Below are 14,427 nucleotides of genomic sequence, written 5' to 3' on the forward strand. Positions count from 1 at the left end.
GTCGATGGTGTGGGTGTCCGGGCGCAGGCCCCATTCGCGCTTGCCACAGAGGGGGCGCGCCAACAGCGGTGGTGACGCCAACCCTGCTCGAGTGCTCGGGCGCCTCTGCGCGAGCGTGGGCCGGAGAACGGGCACACGCACCAGCGGCCCTCGCGAAGCAGAGGCGCGAAACAGTGGCGCGAAGCAGAGCCGCGAAACGCACCCCCCATAGACAGCTCAGCGCAGCGCCTTGATCTGCCCCTGCAGAAACCGCAGGAAGCGCGGGTCGGTGGCGTAGGCCACGTTGACGCGCATCGCCACGCAGTCGGCGTGGCGGTCGGGGTGGAACACCGAACCCGGCGCCAGGAAGATGCCCTGCGCGGCGGCGCGCCGCGCGAGTTCCAGCTCCTCCAGGCCTTCGGGCAAGGCCACCCACAGGTAATAGCCGCCCGGCGTGGCCGGGTGCACCGTGGTGCCCGCGCGGCGCAAGGCCTTGATGGCGGGCTCGTGCACCTCGTCCAGCCGCGCCTTCAGGCGGTTGAGGTGGCGCCGGTACTGCCCGCTGGAGATGAGCTGGTGCACCACGCGCTCGACGAAGTCGGAGGTGGAGACCACGGTCACCATCTTCAGGTCGCACAGCGCGGTGATGTGGTGCGCGGCCCCCGCGATATAGCCCACGCGCAGGCCGGCCGACAAGGTCTTGGAGAAGCTGCTCACGTAGATCACGCGCTCGAGCTGATCGAGCGCAGCCAGGCGCGGCGCGCCGGCGGGCAGCAGGTCGGCGAAAGGGTCGTCTTCCACCACCAGGCAGTCGTGCTCGGTGACGAGTTGCAGCAGCTTGTGCGCCTTGGGCAGGCTGATGGAGCCGCCCGTGGGGTTGTGCGCCAGCGACTGCGTGAAGAACACCTTGGGCCGGTGCGCCTTGAGCAGGCGCTGCAAGGCATCCAGGTCGGGCCCGTCGGCCTGACGCGGCACGCCGTGCATGTGCACCTTGGCCAGCTTGAGCTTGCCGAACAGCGGGTAGTAGCCGGGCGAATCCACCAGCGCGTGGTCCCCGGGTTCGAGCAGGTGGCGCACGATGAGGTCGAGCGCGTGGTTGGCGCCTTGCGTGAGCAGCACCTGGCGCGGGCTCACGGGCAGGGTGCGCTCGCCCAGCAGGCGCGCCACGGTTTCGCGCAAGGGCAGGTAGCCCCAGGGCGTGCCGTAGCCGTGGTCGACCTGCGAGAGCCCGCTGCTGCCCGCGCCGCGCAAGTGGCGGCCGAGTTCCGAGCCCTCCATCCACGAGGCGGGGGGGCGGCCGTCGCCCACGCGCACCTCGTAGTGCTGCTCGAGCTGTTCGCGCAGCAGCGAAACCACGTCCACCGCCTCCGTGACGTGGGCCGGCGCCGCGTGCGAGCGCACGCCCGCGAGGCGGCGCACGAAGTAGCCCGAGCCGGGCCGGGCCTCCACATAGCCGCGCGCGACGAGGCGGTTGTAGGCCTCCACGACGGTGTTCACGCCCAGGCCGTCCTTGGCCGCGGCGTCGCGCACCGAGCGCAGGCGGCTGCCCGGCGGCAGGCTGCCTTGTTCGATGGCCTTGGCGAGGCGGTTGGCCAGCGATTCGACCTTGGTGTCCACGCGGGGCTCCTGTGGAAGGGAAAACCGTACCCGTGACTTGATGGATACAGTTCTTTTGACTGTGCCCAAACTGTACCTATGTCGCCTGCGCACTGTCTATAGACTTTTCTGCAGCGCGACCCGCATGGCCCGGCGTGGCCGGGTGCGCGCAACAGAGCACCGCCGGCCACGGCGGGACGACCAACCGATCGGAGACAAGACATGAAAGACGCGATCAAGCGACGCGGCCTGCTGAAAACCTCTCTCGCCGGCGTGGCGGTGGCCGCCACCGCGGCGCCGCTGGCCGTGCACGCGCAGTCGCCGGCCGTCACCTGGCGCATGCAGGCGCTGTGGGACGGCGGCACCACGCCGCAGAAGTACGAGGAGCGCTTCGTCGCCCGCGTGGCCGAGCTCACCGGCGGGCGCTTCAGGATCAACCTGTTCGCGGCCGGCCAGATCGTGCCGGCGGCCCAGGCCTTCGACGCCGTGCGCGGTGGCGCCTTCGAGATGATGAAGACCTTCGACGGCTACGAGGCCGGCAAGATCCCGTCTTTCGCCTTCACCAGCACCATTCCCTTCGGCTTCGCCGAGAGCGACGAGTACGAGGCCTGGTTCTACGAACGTGGTGGCCTGGACCTGGTTCGCCAGGCCTATGCGCCGGCCGGCCTGCACTACATCGCGCCCACGGTCTATGGCCAGGAGCCGCTGCACTCCAAGGTGCCGATCCGCAAGATCGCCGACCTGGCGGGCAAGAAGGGCCGCTTCGTCGGCCTGGCGTCCACCGTGATGGGCGCGATGGGCGTGTCGGTGACGCCGCTGCCCACGGGCGAGGTGTACTCCGCGCTCGACAAAGGCGTGGTGGACATGGCCGACCGTGGCGACCTGACCGCCAACTTCGAGGCCGGCCTGGCCGAGGTGGCCAAGTTCGTGATCGTGCCGGGCTTTCACCAGCCCACCACGGCCACGGCCTACGTGGCCAACCGCGGGGCGCACGAGCGCCTGCCGGCGGAATACAAGGCCGCGCTGGGCGTGGCCGCGCGCGAGGTGTCTGGCGCGCTGCGCCAGCACATCCTGGTGAACGACGCCGCCGTGCTGGGCAAGTACGCGGCCAAGGGTTGCGAGGTGATCCGCTTCAACCCCGCCGACGTGGCCGCCGCCCGGCCCAAGGCCATGGAGGCCTGGCGCACCGCCACCAAGGGCGACGCCCTGGCCACGCGCATCCTGGACAGCCAGGTCGCGTTCATGAAAGAGCTGGGCCTGCTGGCCTGAGCCCCGTTGAAGCGCCCGGTTCGCCTGCGCGGCGGGCCGGGCCTTCCCGTTCGATTTCAGGAGTGTCGGCATGCCCCTCTGGCTGTCCGCGATCGCGCGCGCGATCACCACGTTCAACCGCTGGCTGTTCCAGCTCACGGTGTGGCTCATGGCCATCGTCGTGCCCGTGATGCTCTACGAGGTGGTCATGCGCTACTTCTTCAACGCGCCCACGGTGTGGGGCATGGAGCTGGCCGTGCTGCTGTTCGGACCGTACTTCCTGCTCGGCGGGCCGTTCCTCCTGCACCTCAAGGGGCACGTGGCGCTCGACCTGCTGCGCCAGCGCCTGAGCGCCGCCTGGACGCGCCGGCTCGACCTCGTCAACTACCCGGTCATCGTTGTCTTCTGCGGCATCCTGCTGGTGTACAGCGTGCCCGCCGCGCTGAGCGCCTTCGAGTACCGCGAGACCAGCTTCTCGGCCTGGAACCCGCCGGTGTGGCCGGTGAAGGCGGCCGTTCCGCTGGCGCTGCTGCTGATGCTGTTGCAGGCGCTGGTGGAGTTCGCGCGGGCGCTGTTCGGCGTGGCGGATGAGGAGCCGCGCGCATGAGCTCCAACATGATCCTGCTGCTGATGTTCGGCAGCTTGACGCTGTTCATGCTCAGCGGTCTGCCCATCGCCTTCGTTCTGGGCGGACTGTCGCTGCTGTTCACAGTGACGCTGTGGGAGCCCAACGCGGTCATCGTGCTGGTGCTGCAGATCTTCGACACCATGAAGTCGGAGGCGCTGCTCGCCATTCCGCTGTTCATCCTGATGGCCTGCATCCTGCAGCGCTCGGGTGTCATCGAAGACCTGTACCGCGCCATGGAGCTGTGGTTCGGCCGCCTGCGCGGCGGCCTGGCCATCGGCACGGTGATCATCTGCGTGGTGATGGCGGCCATGACCGGTGTGGTGGGTGCGGCCGTCACGGCCATGGGCATCCTGGCGCTGCCCGAGATGCTGCGCCGCGGCTATGAGCCGCGCCTGGCGCTGGGCACCATCTGCGCCTCGGGCACGCTGGGCATCCTGATTCCGCCCTCGGTGCTGACCATCGTGTATGCCGTCACGGCGCAGGTGTCGATCGGGCAGATGCTGATCGCGGGCCTGGTGCCGGGGCTGATCCTGGCGGCGCTCTATATCGCCTACATCGTGGTGGTGGGCTGGCTCAAGCCCGAATGGGTGCCGCTGGACCCGTCGGCGCGCCGCGCCTCGCTGGGCGAGAAGCTGATCGCGCTCAAGGCGCTGGTCTTTCCGTCGATGCTGATCGTGCTGATCCTCGGCTCGATTTTCTTCGGCGTGGCCACGCCGACCGAGTCGGCCGCCGTGGGCGTGGCGGGCGCCATGGTGCCCGCGGTCATCAAGCGCCGCCTGCGCCTGCCCATGTTGCGAGAGGCCGGCGTGGACGCGCTCAAGGCCACCTCGATGATCCTGTGGATCACCCTCGGCGCGAAAGCCTACGTGGCCATCTTCACCGGCCTGGGCGGCGCTGACACGCTGCTGGAAATCATCAAGGGCCTGGAGGTGAACCGCTGGGTGGTGCTGGGCGCCATGATGCTGTTGCTCGTGTTCCTGGGCACGGTGCTCGACGAGCTGGGAATCATCCTGCTCACCGTGCCGGTGTTCCTGCCCATCGTGCGCCTGCTGGGCTTCGACGAGATCTGGTTCGGCGTGCTCTACGCCATCACCATCCAGATGGGCTACATCAGCCCGCCCTTCGGCTACACGCTCTTCTACATCAAGGGCACGCTGCCCAGGCACCTGGACATGGGCCACGTGTACCGCGGCGTGCTGCCCTTCTTTGCGCTGCAGTTCGTGGGCCTGCTGATCTGCGCCGCCTTCCCCGACCTCATCACCTGGCTGCCGCGCCTGATGGCCGCGCGCTGACCCCTTTCCCTTCGTCCCGAGACCTTCCATGAGCACCACCGACCAGAGCAGCCGCATCGGCGGCTTTCACAAACTCTCCATCGCCGACCGCATCGAGGCCGTGGCGCGCTTCGCCGGCCTGGGCGAGTCCGAGCGCGACCACCTGCTGAACACCGGCAACCTGCCGCCCGAGCTGGCCGACCACCTGATCGAGAACGTGATCGGCACCATGAACATCCCGGTGGGCGTGGCGACGAACATGCGCATCGACGGCCGCGACCGCCTGATCCCCATGGCCACCGAGGAATCGTCGGTGGTGGCGGCGGTGTGCAACGCGGCGCGCCAGTGTTACGACGCGGGCGGTTTCGTCACCTCCATGTCGGGCACGCGCATGATTGCGCAGATCCAGCTCACGCAGGTGAGCGACCCGCAGGCCGCGCGCCTGCGCATCCTGGAGCGCCAGGCCGATGTGCAGGCCATCTGCGACGACTGCGACCCGGTGCTGCTCAAGCTGGGCGGGGGCTTTCGCGAACTGGAGGTGCGCGTGCTGGAGACGCGCGGCGGCCCCATGGTGATCACGCACATCGTGGTGGACACGCGCGACGCCATGGGCGCCAATGCCGTCAACACCATGGCCGAGAAACTGGCGCCGCGCATCGCGGCCTGGACGGGCGGACGCACCAACCTGCGCATCCTCTCCAACCTGGCCGACCGGCGACTGGCGCGCGCGCGCTGCGTGTGGCCGCTGGCCGCCATCGGCGGCGCCGAGGTGCGCGACGGCATGCTCTCGGCCTACCACTTCGCCGACGCGGACCCCTACCGCGCGGCCACGCACAACAAGGGCATCATGAACGGCATCAGCGCCGTGGTGCTGGCCACCGGCAACGACACGCGCGCGGTGGAGGCTGGCGCACACGCTTACGCCGCGCGCAACGGCCGCTACGCCAGCCTCACGCACTGGGAGGTCACGGCCGAGGGGAACCTGGCCGGCAGCATCGAACTGCCCATGGCCGTGGGCCTGGTGGGCGGCGCCACGAAGCTGCACCCCACTGCCAAGCTCGCGCTCAAGGTGCTGGGCGTGCAGTCGGCCGAGGAACTGGCGCGCACCATCGCGGCCGTGGGCCTGGCGCAGAACTTCTCGGCCATGAAGGCCCTGGCCACCACGGGCATCCAGAAGGGCCACATGGCCCTGCACGCGCAGAACATCGCGATGATGGCCGGGGCGGTGGGGGAGGAGATCGAAGCGGTGGCGAAGGTGCTGGTGGAGCGGGGGGCGGTGCGGATCGATGTGGCGGAGGAGGTGCTGAAAGGGATGCGGGCCGGCAAGGCCTAATCGCCCGAGGCCTGTGCCGGCGCCGCCTGCCGGCATAAATGCTCCACCAGCCGCCCCGCCGCCACGCTCAGATCCTCCCGCCGCCGAAAGCAGATCGCAAACCGCCGCCGCGCCCATGGCTCGTTCAGCGGCACCAGCCGCACGCGCCCGTCCAGCGTGTGCGGCGTGCTCACCTCGCGCGGCACCACGCTCACCCCCAGGCCCGCGCCCACCACCCGCAGCGCGGCGTCGAAGCTGGACACCACCACCCGGTAGTTGAATGAACGCCCCAGCGCCGCGGCCTCGCGGTGCAGCATGGAGTGCACGGCGGTGGTGGGGGGCAGGCCCACGTGCGGGTGGTCCAGCGCCTCGGCCAGGCGCACACTCGCGCGCCCGGTCAGGTCGTGTCCGCCGGGCACCGCGAGCACCAGTTCGTCGCCGCGGTAGGGCAGGGTGGCCAGTCCGCCGAAGTCGATGCGGTCCCAGCAGATGCCCAGGGGCACCACGCCGTCGCGCACCAGGCCGACGATGTCGCGCGAGATGCGCTCCTCGATGTCGACCTTGATGTCCTGGTGCTGCGGTTCGCGCATGAAGCCGGCGATGTCGTCGAGCAGGGCCTCGGCGATGGCCGAGACACTGGCCGCCAGGCGCACCTGCCCGCGGATGCTGCCGCGAAACGCGGCCATGTCGCTGTCGATGCGCGCCAGCGCGAACTGAAGGCCGCGCGCGTGTTCCAGCAGGGCCTGGCCGGCCGGCGTGGGCCGCGCGCCCTGGCGCCCGCGCAGCAGCAGGGGCTGGCCCATGGCGTCTTCCAGTTGCGCCAGGCGCTTGCTGATGGCCGAAGGTTCGATGTGCTCCTGCGCGGCGGCGGCCTTGATGTTGCCGTGGTCGCACACCGCAACGAACAGGCGCAGGCTTTTCAGGTCCAGTTCTCTCATGGGTTCCGATCGGGAATTCAATGGCTTCCAAAGTTTCACTTGAAGTCCATATGGGAAGCCAAGAAACTCTAGCCGAACCCCGGAGACCAGGAAACGATGCTGACCCTGCCCCCCCATGCGGTGATCCGCGAAGTCGGCCTGCGCGATGGCCTGCAGAGCATCGCCACCGTGCTGAGCACCGAGCGCAAGCGCGACTGGGTGCGCCGCGCCTTCGAGGCCGGCCAGCGCGAGATCGAGGTCGGCTCCTTCGTGCCACCGCAACGGCTCCCGCAACTGGCCGACACGGCCGAGGTGCTGGCCTACGCCAAGACCCTGCCGGGCCTGGTGGCCAGCGTGCTGGTGCCCAACCTCAAGGGGGCCGAGCGCGCGCTGTCGGCTGGCGCCGACGTGATGTTGCTGCCGCTGTCGGCCAGCCACGCGCACAGTCTGGCCAACCTGCGCAAGACGCCCGACGAGGTGGTGGCCGAGATGGCGCGCATCCGCGCCGCGCGCGACACCTCGGGCCAGCGCACGCTGATCGAGGGCGGTGTGGGCACGGCCTTCGGATGCACGCTGCAGGGCGAGGTGAAGCCCGCGGAAGTGCTGCGCCTGATGGCGGCGCTGCTGGACGCGGGCGCCGATCGCGTGAGTCTGGCCGACACGGTGGGCCACGCCGACCCGGCGGCCGTGAGCCGCCTGTTCGAGCGGGCACTGAGGCTCGCGGGCGATCGTTTCGCGGGAGGGCATTTCCACGACACGCGCGGCCTGGCACTGGCCAACACCCTGGCCGCGCTGCAACTGGGCGTGGCGCGTTTCGACGCCTCGCTGGCCGGCATCGGTGGCTGTCCGCACGCGCCCGGGGCCAGCGGTAACGCCACCACCGAGGACCTGGCCTTCATGCTCGCGGCCATGGGCGTGCGCACGGGCATCCGCCTGGCGCCGCTGCTGTCGCTGCGCAGCGACCTGGCGCAATGGCTGGACGGCGAGGCCACGCACGGCGCGCTGTGGCGGGCCGGGGTGCCGAAGCATCTGGAGTCGAGCGAATGAGTTCGGGCCACACGGGACTGCCGCTCGAAGGCGTGCGCGTCGTCGAATTCACGCACATGGTCATGGGCCCTGCCTGCGGGATGATCCTGGCCGACCTGGGCGCCGAGGTGATCAAGGTGGAGCCGCCCGGGGGCGACAAGACGCGCGAGTTGCCGGGCCTGGGCATCGGCTTCTTCCGCAGCTTCAACCGCAACAAGAAGAGCGTGGTGCTCGACATCCAGACACCCGAGGGCCTGGCGAGCGCACGCGAACTCATCGGCGCGAGCGACGTGCTGATCGAGAACTTCCGCCCGGGGCTGATGGAGCGCCTGGGCCTGGGCCACGAGGCGCTGTCGCGCGAATTCCCGCGGCTGATCACCGTGTCGCACAAGGGGTTCCTGCCCGGACCGTACGAGGACCGGTTGGCGCTGGACGAGGTGGTGCAGAACATGGCCGGGCTCACCTACATGACCGGGCCGCCGGGCCGTCCGCTGCGCGCGGGCAGCAGCGTCAACGACATCATGGGCGGCATGTTCGGCGCCATCGGCGTGCTGGCCGCACTGCGAGAGCGCGAGCGAACCGGCCGCGGGCAGGCCATCCAGAGCGCGCTGTTCGAGAACTGCTGCCTGCTCGCCGCGCAGCACATGCAGCAATTCCAGATGACGGGCGAGGTGCCACCACCGTTTCCGGCGCGCGTCTCGGCCTGGAGCGTGTACGACACCTTCGAGGTGGCGAACGGCGAGCAACTGTTCATCGGCGCCGTGAGTGACAAGCAGTTCCTGGCCCTGTGCGGCGTGCTGGGCCGCGACGACCTGGCCGGCAACCCGGACCTGGCCACCAACACGCAGCGCGTGGCGCGGCGCCCCGAGTTGCTGGCCGAGTTGGGCCGCACGCTGCGCGCGCAGGCCATCGACGGGCTCTGCGAGCGCCTGCAGGCCGCCGGCCTGCCGTATGCCCGTGTGGTGCGCCCCGACCAATTGGTGAGCGACGAGCACCTGCTGCAAAGCGGCGGCCTGGTGCCCATGGCCACCGACGACGGCGACACCACGCAGGTGGTGCTGCTGCCCTTGCTGATGGGAGGGCGACGCCCCGGCGTGCGCCACCCCCTGGCCGGCGTCGGCGAGCACACCGAGGAGGTGCTGGGCCGCCGCAGCCCATCACCCCGGGCATCACCCCAATCGGCCTGAGCGCACGCCCGGGCTTCACGCACCCAGAAGAGGAGACACACCATGCACCACACCCTGACCCTGCGCCGCCGCCACGTGCTGGCGCTGGCCGCCACCGCCAGCCTGGGGGTCCCCGCCTTCGCGCAGGCCCCGTCCGCGCCGCTGCGCGTCATCCTGCCCCTTGGCGCCGGCTCGGGGGTGGACACCATCATCCGCTCGACGCAGAACGCGTTGAGCAGGGCCCTGGGCGGGCAGGCGGTGGTGATCGAGAACCTGCCCGGCGCGGGCGGCATTACCGGCACGCACGCGCTGGTGCGCGCGCCAGCCGACGGCCTCACCGTGGCCATCATCTCGAACAACCACGCGGTCAACCCCAGCGTCTACAAGAGCCTGCCGTACGACAGTCTGGCCGACATCACGCCGATCTGCGTGGTCGGCGGCTCGCCCTTCGTGCTGGTGGTGAACCCGGCCAAGGTGCCGGCGAAGGACGCAAAGGAGATGCAGGCCCTGCTCAAGTCGCGCCCCGGGCAGTTCAACATGGGCTCCTCGGGCAACGGCACCATCATCCACCTGGCGGGCGAGATGTTCGTGGATGCGTTGGGCGTGAAAGTGACGCACATCCCGTACAAAGGCATGGGGCCGATGATGGTGGACATCATCTCGGGCCAGGTGGAGTTCGGCGTGGGCGCGGTGCCGGCCGTGCAGGGTCACCTGGCAGCCGGGCGCATGCGCGCCATCGGCATCATGGGCGCGCAGCGCGTGGCCTCGCTGCCCGAGCTGCCCACCATCGCCGAGCAGGGTTTCCCCTCGGTGGATGTCGCGGGCTGGTTCGCCGTGGTGGGGCCCAAGGGCCTGCCTGCGGTCCAGGTCCGGCGCTTGCATGACGCGGTGGTGGCGGCCTTCGCCGACCCCGAGGTCAAGACCGCCATGGCCAAGCAGGACAACTTCATCCGGCCCATGAGCCCCGAGCAATCCGCGGCCTTTCTGAAGACCGAGCAGGAGCGCTACGCACACCTGGTTGCCAAGGCCAGCATAAAGCTCGACTGAAGCGGCAGGAACCGGTGCGGGGGAAATCAACATCCCCTGATCGAGGGGAAGCCCCGGGTATCGGGGGCTTGCCGGGCCTGGGGCCGGCGTGGATGATGCGTGGATGCCCCGCAGCCACGCCACGAGCCACATCCCCGCATGCTGATCGCCCAGGTGTCCGACCTGCACGTCTGTGCTCCGGGCCAACTGGCCAATGGGGTGGTCGACACCAACGCCATGGCCCGCGAAGGCCTGCGCGCCGTGGCGGCGCTGCAACCCCGCCCCGACGCGCTGCTGCTCACCGGTGACCTGGTGGAGGCGGGGGGGGCCGATTCCTACGCCCACCTGCTGGAGCTGCTGGCGCCCATCGACCTGCCGCTGTACCCGCTGGCGGGCAACCACGACGAGCGCGCGTCCCTGGCCGAGGCCTTCGCCGGACGCATCGGTCCGCACTCGGCCCGCCTGCCCGGCTTCTGGCAGTACGCGGCCGCCCTGGGGCCCTTGCGCCTGCTGGCCCTGGACACCGTGGTGCCCATGGAAGGCCACGGCGCCCTGTGCGCGCGCCGGCTCGACTGGCTCGACCAGCGCCTGGCCGAGGACGCCACGCCCACCGTCATCGCCATGCACCACCCGCCGTTCGCCACCTGCATCGGACACATGGACGAGATGGGCCTGCTCGAAGGCGCCGAGGCGCTGGAGGCCATCGTGCGGCGGCACGGCCAGGTGCAGGCCATTCTCTGCGGCCACCTGCACCGATCCATCCAGGTCCGCTTCGGCGGCACCGTCGCCATGGTCTGCCCCAGCACGGCGCACCAGATCGCGCTCAACCTGCTGGGGTCTTCGGCCGATGGATACGTCATGGAGACACCCGGATTTCAGCTGCACCTCTGGCACGGTGGCCGGCTGGTGAGCCACACCGCGCCGATCGGCGACTTTGGTGGCACGAAGCCCTTTGCCTGAAGCGGCCACCGTGGACACCGACGAGCCACTGACCGACCACGAGTTTTTCCGGCTCTCGCTCGTCGCGGCCTGTCTGACGCGTGCACGCGATGGCCTGGTGATCGACGTTAACGCCGCCTGGGAGGCGCTCTCGGGCATTGCGCGCGAGGACGCCATCGGGCGCACGACCGTGGAACTGGGGCACTGGGAAGACGAGGCGCAGCGCACCGCCGCGCTGGCCCAGGTGCCGGGCACGCTGGCGCCCACCACGGTGCGCTTCAAGGGGGGCGAGCCGCACATGGTGCGGATGCACACGATTCTTCTGCCCAGCTCGCCCCGGCGGCCGGAGGCGCTGCTGCTGGTGCAGATCACGCAAGCCGAACGGGAGGTGCTGGCCGAAGCCGCGCGCGAGCAGACCGCGCAGGCACTGCATGAGGCCAACCGCGAACTGCAGCAGCGCGTGGAACTGCATTCCCTGATGGAGAAGACCGCGCACGTGGGCTACTGGACGAACGCCGAGAGCGAGCAGGAGGTGTCCTGGTCGGCCGGCCTCTACGCCATCACCGGCCTGACGCCGGGCAAGGGCCTCACCCGGGCCGTGGTGCGCAGCGGCATCCACCCGGACGACATGCCGCATTGGCTGGAGGCCCGCAACAGCCGCGACAGCCGCGAGGTGGAGTTCCGCTGGCGCCACCCCGACGGCAACATCCGCTGGTTCCGTACGCGCACCGGTCAGACCCTGGTCAAGGGCAACCCGCAGACCGACTTCGGCGTGGTGCAGGACATCACCACCGAACGCGCGGCCCGCGAGCGCCTGGCCGAGCAACTCAAGCTGCTGCAGAACATCGCCGCGCGCGTGCCGGGCATCTTCTACCAGGCCCGCCTCACGCCCGACGGTCGCAGCGAGCTGGGCTACATCAACGAGGCCGTGCGAGAACTGTTCGACGAAGACGCCGCGGCGCTCATGCGCGAGCCGCGCAAGCTGTTTCGCGTGCTGCACCCCGAGGACCGCGAGCGTGTGATCAGCTCGCTGGCGCGTTCGGCGAGAAGCCTTCAGCCCTGGCGCGAAACCTATCGCGTGATGCTGCCCAAGCTGGGGCTGCGCTGGCTCAGCCTGGAAAGCACGCCGCAGCGCGAGCCCGACGGCAGCGTGGTCTGGCACGGGCTGGCCACCGACGTGACCGAAGCACGCCTGGACGCGCAGCGGCGCGACCGGCTCAACCGCATGCTCGCGGCCATCACGCAGGCGCAGTCGGTGTTCATCGAAGCCGACGACAAGCGCCGCGCCTTCGAGGGCCTGCTCGATGCCTTCCTCAGCGTCACGGACAGCGGCTATGGCTTCCTGGGCGAAGTGCTGTACGACGACAAGGACCAGCCCTTCCTGCGCACGCACGCGATGACCGACATCTCGTGGGACGAGGCCTCGCGCCTGGCCTATTCGGCGCACGCCGACACCGGCATGGAGTTCCGCAACCTGCACACCCTGTTCGGCCATGCGCTTCGCACCGGTGAAACCGTCATTGCCAACGAGCCGCGCCACGACCCGCGCGCGGGCGGCATGCCCGGCGGCCACCCCGGGCTGAACGCCTTCCTCGGCATCCCGCTGGCGGTGGGCGAGCGCCTGGTGGCCATGGTGGGCCTGGCCAACCAGCCGGGCGGCTACAACGCCGACGACGTGGTGTTCCTGCAGCCTCTGCTGGGCGCGCTGCGCCAGCTGGTGCTGGCGTGGCGCCTGCACGGCGAGCGCCAGCGCACCAGCGCCCAGCTCGAGGCCACCAGCGCCCTGCTGGCCGAGAAAAGCGCCGCGCTGCAGGTCACGCTGGACAGCATCAACCAGGGCCTGGTGAAGATCGATACCGAAGGCCGCGTGAGCGTCTACAACCGCCGCTTCCTGGAGCTGCTCGACCTGCCCGACGAGATGATGCGCCAGCGCCCCCGCCACGACGACGTGGTGGCCTGGCAGGCGCAGCGGGGCGATTTCGGGCCCGAATTCGCCTGGGTCGAACCGGGGGCGCGTGGCTACGTGGCGCTCGACCCCCAGGCCGAACTGCCCCAGCAGTACTGGCGCCGCACGCGCAGCGGCCGCACGCTGGAGATCCACACCTTCCGTTTCCCGGAAGGCGGCCTGGTGCGCACCTACGCCGACGTGACCTCCTACATCCAGACGCAGGAGGCGCTGCGCGGCGAGCGCCAGCGCCTGGCCTGGGTGCTGGAGGCCACGCGCCCCGGCATCTGGGAGACCAACCTCGCCGACGGCAGCATGCAGATCAACGACCGCTGGGCCGAGATGCTGGGGTACACCCGCGCCGAACTGGAGCCCGTCGACCACAGAACCTGGTCCTCGCGCGTGCACCCCGACGACCTGCCGCGCGCCGAGGCGGCGCGCGACCGGCACACCTCGGGCCAGTCGCCTTACTACGAGTGCGACGTTCGCCTGCGGCACAAGGACGGCCACTGGGTGTGGGTGAACTCGCGCGGGCGCGTGCACCAGCGCGACGCCAAGGACCGCGCGCTGTACATGTCGGGCACGCACCTGGACATCAGCGAGCGCGTGGCGGCGCAGGAGCAGATCCGCGCACTCAACGCCGGCCTGGAGCAGCGCGTGCGCGAGCGCACGGCGGAGCTGGAGCGCTCCATGCGCGACATGGAGGCCATCTCCTACTCCATCGCGCACGACCTGCGCGCGCCACTGCGCTCGGTCAACGGCTTCGCGCAGATCCTGGCCGAGGAGGAGCTGCAGCGCCTGAGCGAGAGCGGGCGCGAGATGTTCCTGCGCATCTCGCGCTCAGCGCGCAACATGGGGCAGATGATCACCGACATGCTGGAGTTGCTGCGCGTGGTGCAGGTGGAGCTGGAGCCCCGGCCCGTGGACATGACCGCACTGGCGCACGCCGTGGCCGAGGCGCTGGGGCCGCAGGCGCCGCAGGTGCGCATCGAGGTGGGCGATCTGCCCGAGGCGATGGGCGATGCAACGCTGCTGCGTCAGGTGCTGAGCAACCTCGTGGACAACGCCATGAAGTACTCGCGCCAGCAGACCGAGCCGCTTGTGCGGGTGGGCTACGACCCGGCCCTGCACGCCTACTTCGTGCGCGACAACGGCATGGGTTTCGACATGGCCCGCTCGGCCAAGCTGTTCGGCTTGTTCCAGCGCCTGCACGCCGACAGCGAGGTGCCGGGGCTGGGTGTGGGACTGGCGATCGTGCTGCGCATCGTCGAGCGGCACGGCGGGCGCGTGTGGGCGGAGTCGGCGCCGGGGCAGGGCGCTTGCTTCTGGTTCAGCCTGCCAAGAGTGTGAAACACCCCCGCCGCGCTGCGCGCG

At 70.2% G+C, this 14,427-nt stretch carries 11 protein-coding genes; 9 read left to right on the forward strand and 2 right to left on the reverse strand.

From position 1 onward, the window contains the following. Positions 1-216 precede the first annotated feature (216 nt). Positions 217-1,596 (reverse strand): PLP-dependent aminotransferase family protein, encoded by a 1,380-nt coding sequence (locus GTO19_RS09455; RefSeq protein ID WP_291021419.1) that lies wholly within the window; start codon positions 1,594-1,596, stop codon positions 217-219. Positions 1,597-1,797: 201 nt separating this feature from the next. Between GTO19_RS09455 and dctP the strand changes: the two genes are divergently transcribed. From dctP to GTO19_RS09475, 4 genes are all read left to right on the forward strand, one after another. After that, the gene (gene dctP, locus GTO19_RS09460) at positions 1,798-2,844 is read left to right on the forward strand and encodes a TRAP transporter substrate-binding protein DctP (protein ID WP_291021420.1); all 1,047 of its coding nucleotides are present in this window, start codon (positions 1,798-1,800) and stop codon (positions 2,842-2,844) included. Between the two features lie 70 nt (positions 2,845-2,914). After that, on the forward strand, positions 2,915-3,430 hold the full coding sequence (locus GTO19_RS09465) for a TRAP transporter small permease subunit (protein WP_291021421.1): 516 nt from the start codon (positions 2,915-2,917) through the stop codon (positions 3,428-3,430). Then, the gene (locus GTO19_RS09470; protein ID WP_291021422.1) at positions 3,427-4,743 is read left to right on the forward strand and encodes a TRAP transporter large permease subunit; all 1,317 of its coding nucleotides are present in this window, start codon (positions 3,427-3,429) and stop codon (positions 4,741-4,743) included. Before GTO19_RS09465 ends, GTO19_RS09470 begins: the two co-directional genes overlap by 4 nt. A 28-nt stretch (positions 4,744-4,771) precedes the next feature. After that, on the forward strand, positions 4,772-6,055 hold the full coding sequence (locus GTO19_RS09475) for a hydroxymethylglutaryl-CoA reductase, degradative (RefSeq protein WP_291021423.1): 1,284 nt from the start codon (positions 4,772-4,774) through the stop codon (positions 6,053-6,055). Here the strand turns inward: GTO19_RS09475 and GTO19_RS09480 are convergent. Beyond that, positions 6,052-6,972 carry a LysR substrate-binding domain-containing protein gene (locus GTO19_RS09480; RefSeq protein WP_291021424.1) on the reverse strand — a complete coding sequence of 307 codons (921 nt, stop codon included), beginning with the start codon at positions 6,970-6,972 and terminating at the stop codon, positions 6,052-6,054. The two genes, GTO19_RS09475 and GTO19_RS09480, sit on opposite strands and share 4 nt — an antisense overlap. A gap of 96 nt (positions 6,973-7,068) precedes the next feature. On the opposite strand from GTO19_RS09480, the gene GTO19_RS09485 reads away from it, so the two are divergent. The 5 genes from GTO19_RS09485 (at position 7,069) to GTO19_RS09505 (ending at position 14,403) form a co-directional block, all read left to right on the forward strand. Continuing rightward, complete coding sequence (locus GTO19_RS09485) at positions 7,069-7,998, forward strand: hydroxymethylglutaryl-CoA lyase (RefSeq protein WP_291021425.1); 930 nt, start codon at positions 7,069-7,071, stop codon at positions 7,996-7,998. Beyond that, the gene (locus GTO19_RS09490) at positions 7,995-9,164 is read left to right on the forward strand and encodes a CaiB/BaiF CoA-transferase family protein (RefSeq protein WP_291021426.1); all 1,170 of its coding nucleotides are present in this window, start codon (positions 7,995-7,997) and stop codon (positions 9,162-9,164) included. The genes GTO19_RS09485 and GTO19_RS09490 overlap by 4 nt, the downstream gene beginning before the upstream one ends. Before the next feature lie 42 nt (positions 9,165-9,206). Continuing rightward, complete coding sequence (locus GTO19_RS09495) at positions 9,207-10,190, forward strand: tripartite tricarboxylate transporter substrate binding protein (RefSeq protein WP_291021427.1); 984 nt, start codon at positions 9,207-9,209, stop codon at positions 10,188-10,190. 138 nt (positions 10,191-10,328) lie between these two features. Next, positions 10,329-11,129: a phosphodiesterase gene (locus tag GTO19_RS09500; protein ID WP_291021428.1), complete on the forward strand. Its 801-nt coding sequence runs from the start codon at positions 10,329-10,331 to the stop codon at positions 11,127-11,129. A 10-nt stretch (positions 11,130-11,139) separates the two neighbouring features. After that, positions 11,140-14,403 carry a PAS domain-containing protein gene (locus GTO19_RS09505; protein ID WP_291021429.1) on the forward strand — a complete coding sequence of 1,088 codons (3,264 nt, stop codon included), beginning with the start codon at positions 11,140-11,142 and terminating at the stop codon, positions 14,401-14,403. Positions 14,404-14,427 lie beyond the last annotated feature (24 nt).

This window comes from Hydrogenophaga sp., assembly GCF_011772445.1.
GTDB lineage: Bacteria > Pseudomonadota > Gammaproteobacteria > Burkholderiales > Burkholderiaceae_C > Hydrogenophaga.

What these genes read in the sequence shown, in the direction of transcription:
- GTO19_RS09480 (WP_291021424.1), bottom strand. Translation starts at nt 6,972, where the DNA reads ATGAGAGAACTGGACCTGAAAAGCCTGCGCCTGTTCGTTGCGGTGTGC.
- GTO19_RS09485 (WP_291021425.1), top strand. Translation starts at nt 7,069, where the DNA reads ATGCTGACCCTGCCCCCCCATGCGGTGATCCGCGAAGTCGGCCTGCGC.
- GTO19_RS09470 (WP_291021422.1), top strand. Translation starts at nt 3,427, where the DNA reads ATGAGCTCCAACATGATCCTGCTGCTGATGTTCGGCAGCTTGACGCTG.
- GTO19_RS09465 (WP_291021421.1), top strand. Translation starts at nt 2,915, where the DNA reads ATGCCCCTCTGGCTGTCCGCGATCGCGCGCGCGATCACCACGTTCAAC.
- dctP (WP_291021420.1), top strand. Translation starts at nt 1,798, where the DNA reads ATGAAAGACGCGATCAAGCGACGCGGCCTGCTGAAAACCTCTCTCGCC.
- GTO19_RS09490 (WP_291021426.1), top strand. Translation starts at nt 7,995, where the DNA reads ATGAGTTCGGGCCACACGGGACTGCCGCTCGAAGGCGTGCGCGTCGTC.
- GTO19_RS09475 (WP_291021423.1), top strand. Translation starts at nt 4,772, where the DNA reads ATGAGCACCACCGACCAGAGCAGCCGCATCGGCGGCTTTCACAAACTC.
- GTO19_RS09495 (WP_291021427.1), top strand. Translation starts at nt 9,207, where the DNA reads ATGCACCACACCCTGACCCTGCGCCGCCGCCACGTGCTGGCGCTGGCC.
- GTO19_RS09500 (WP_291021428.1), top strand. Translation starts at nt 10,329, where the DNA reads ATGCTGATCGCCCAGGTGTCCGACCTGCACGTCTGTGCTCCGGGCCAA.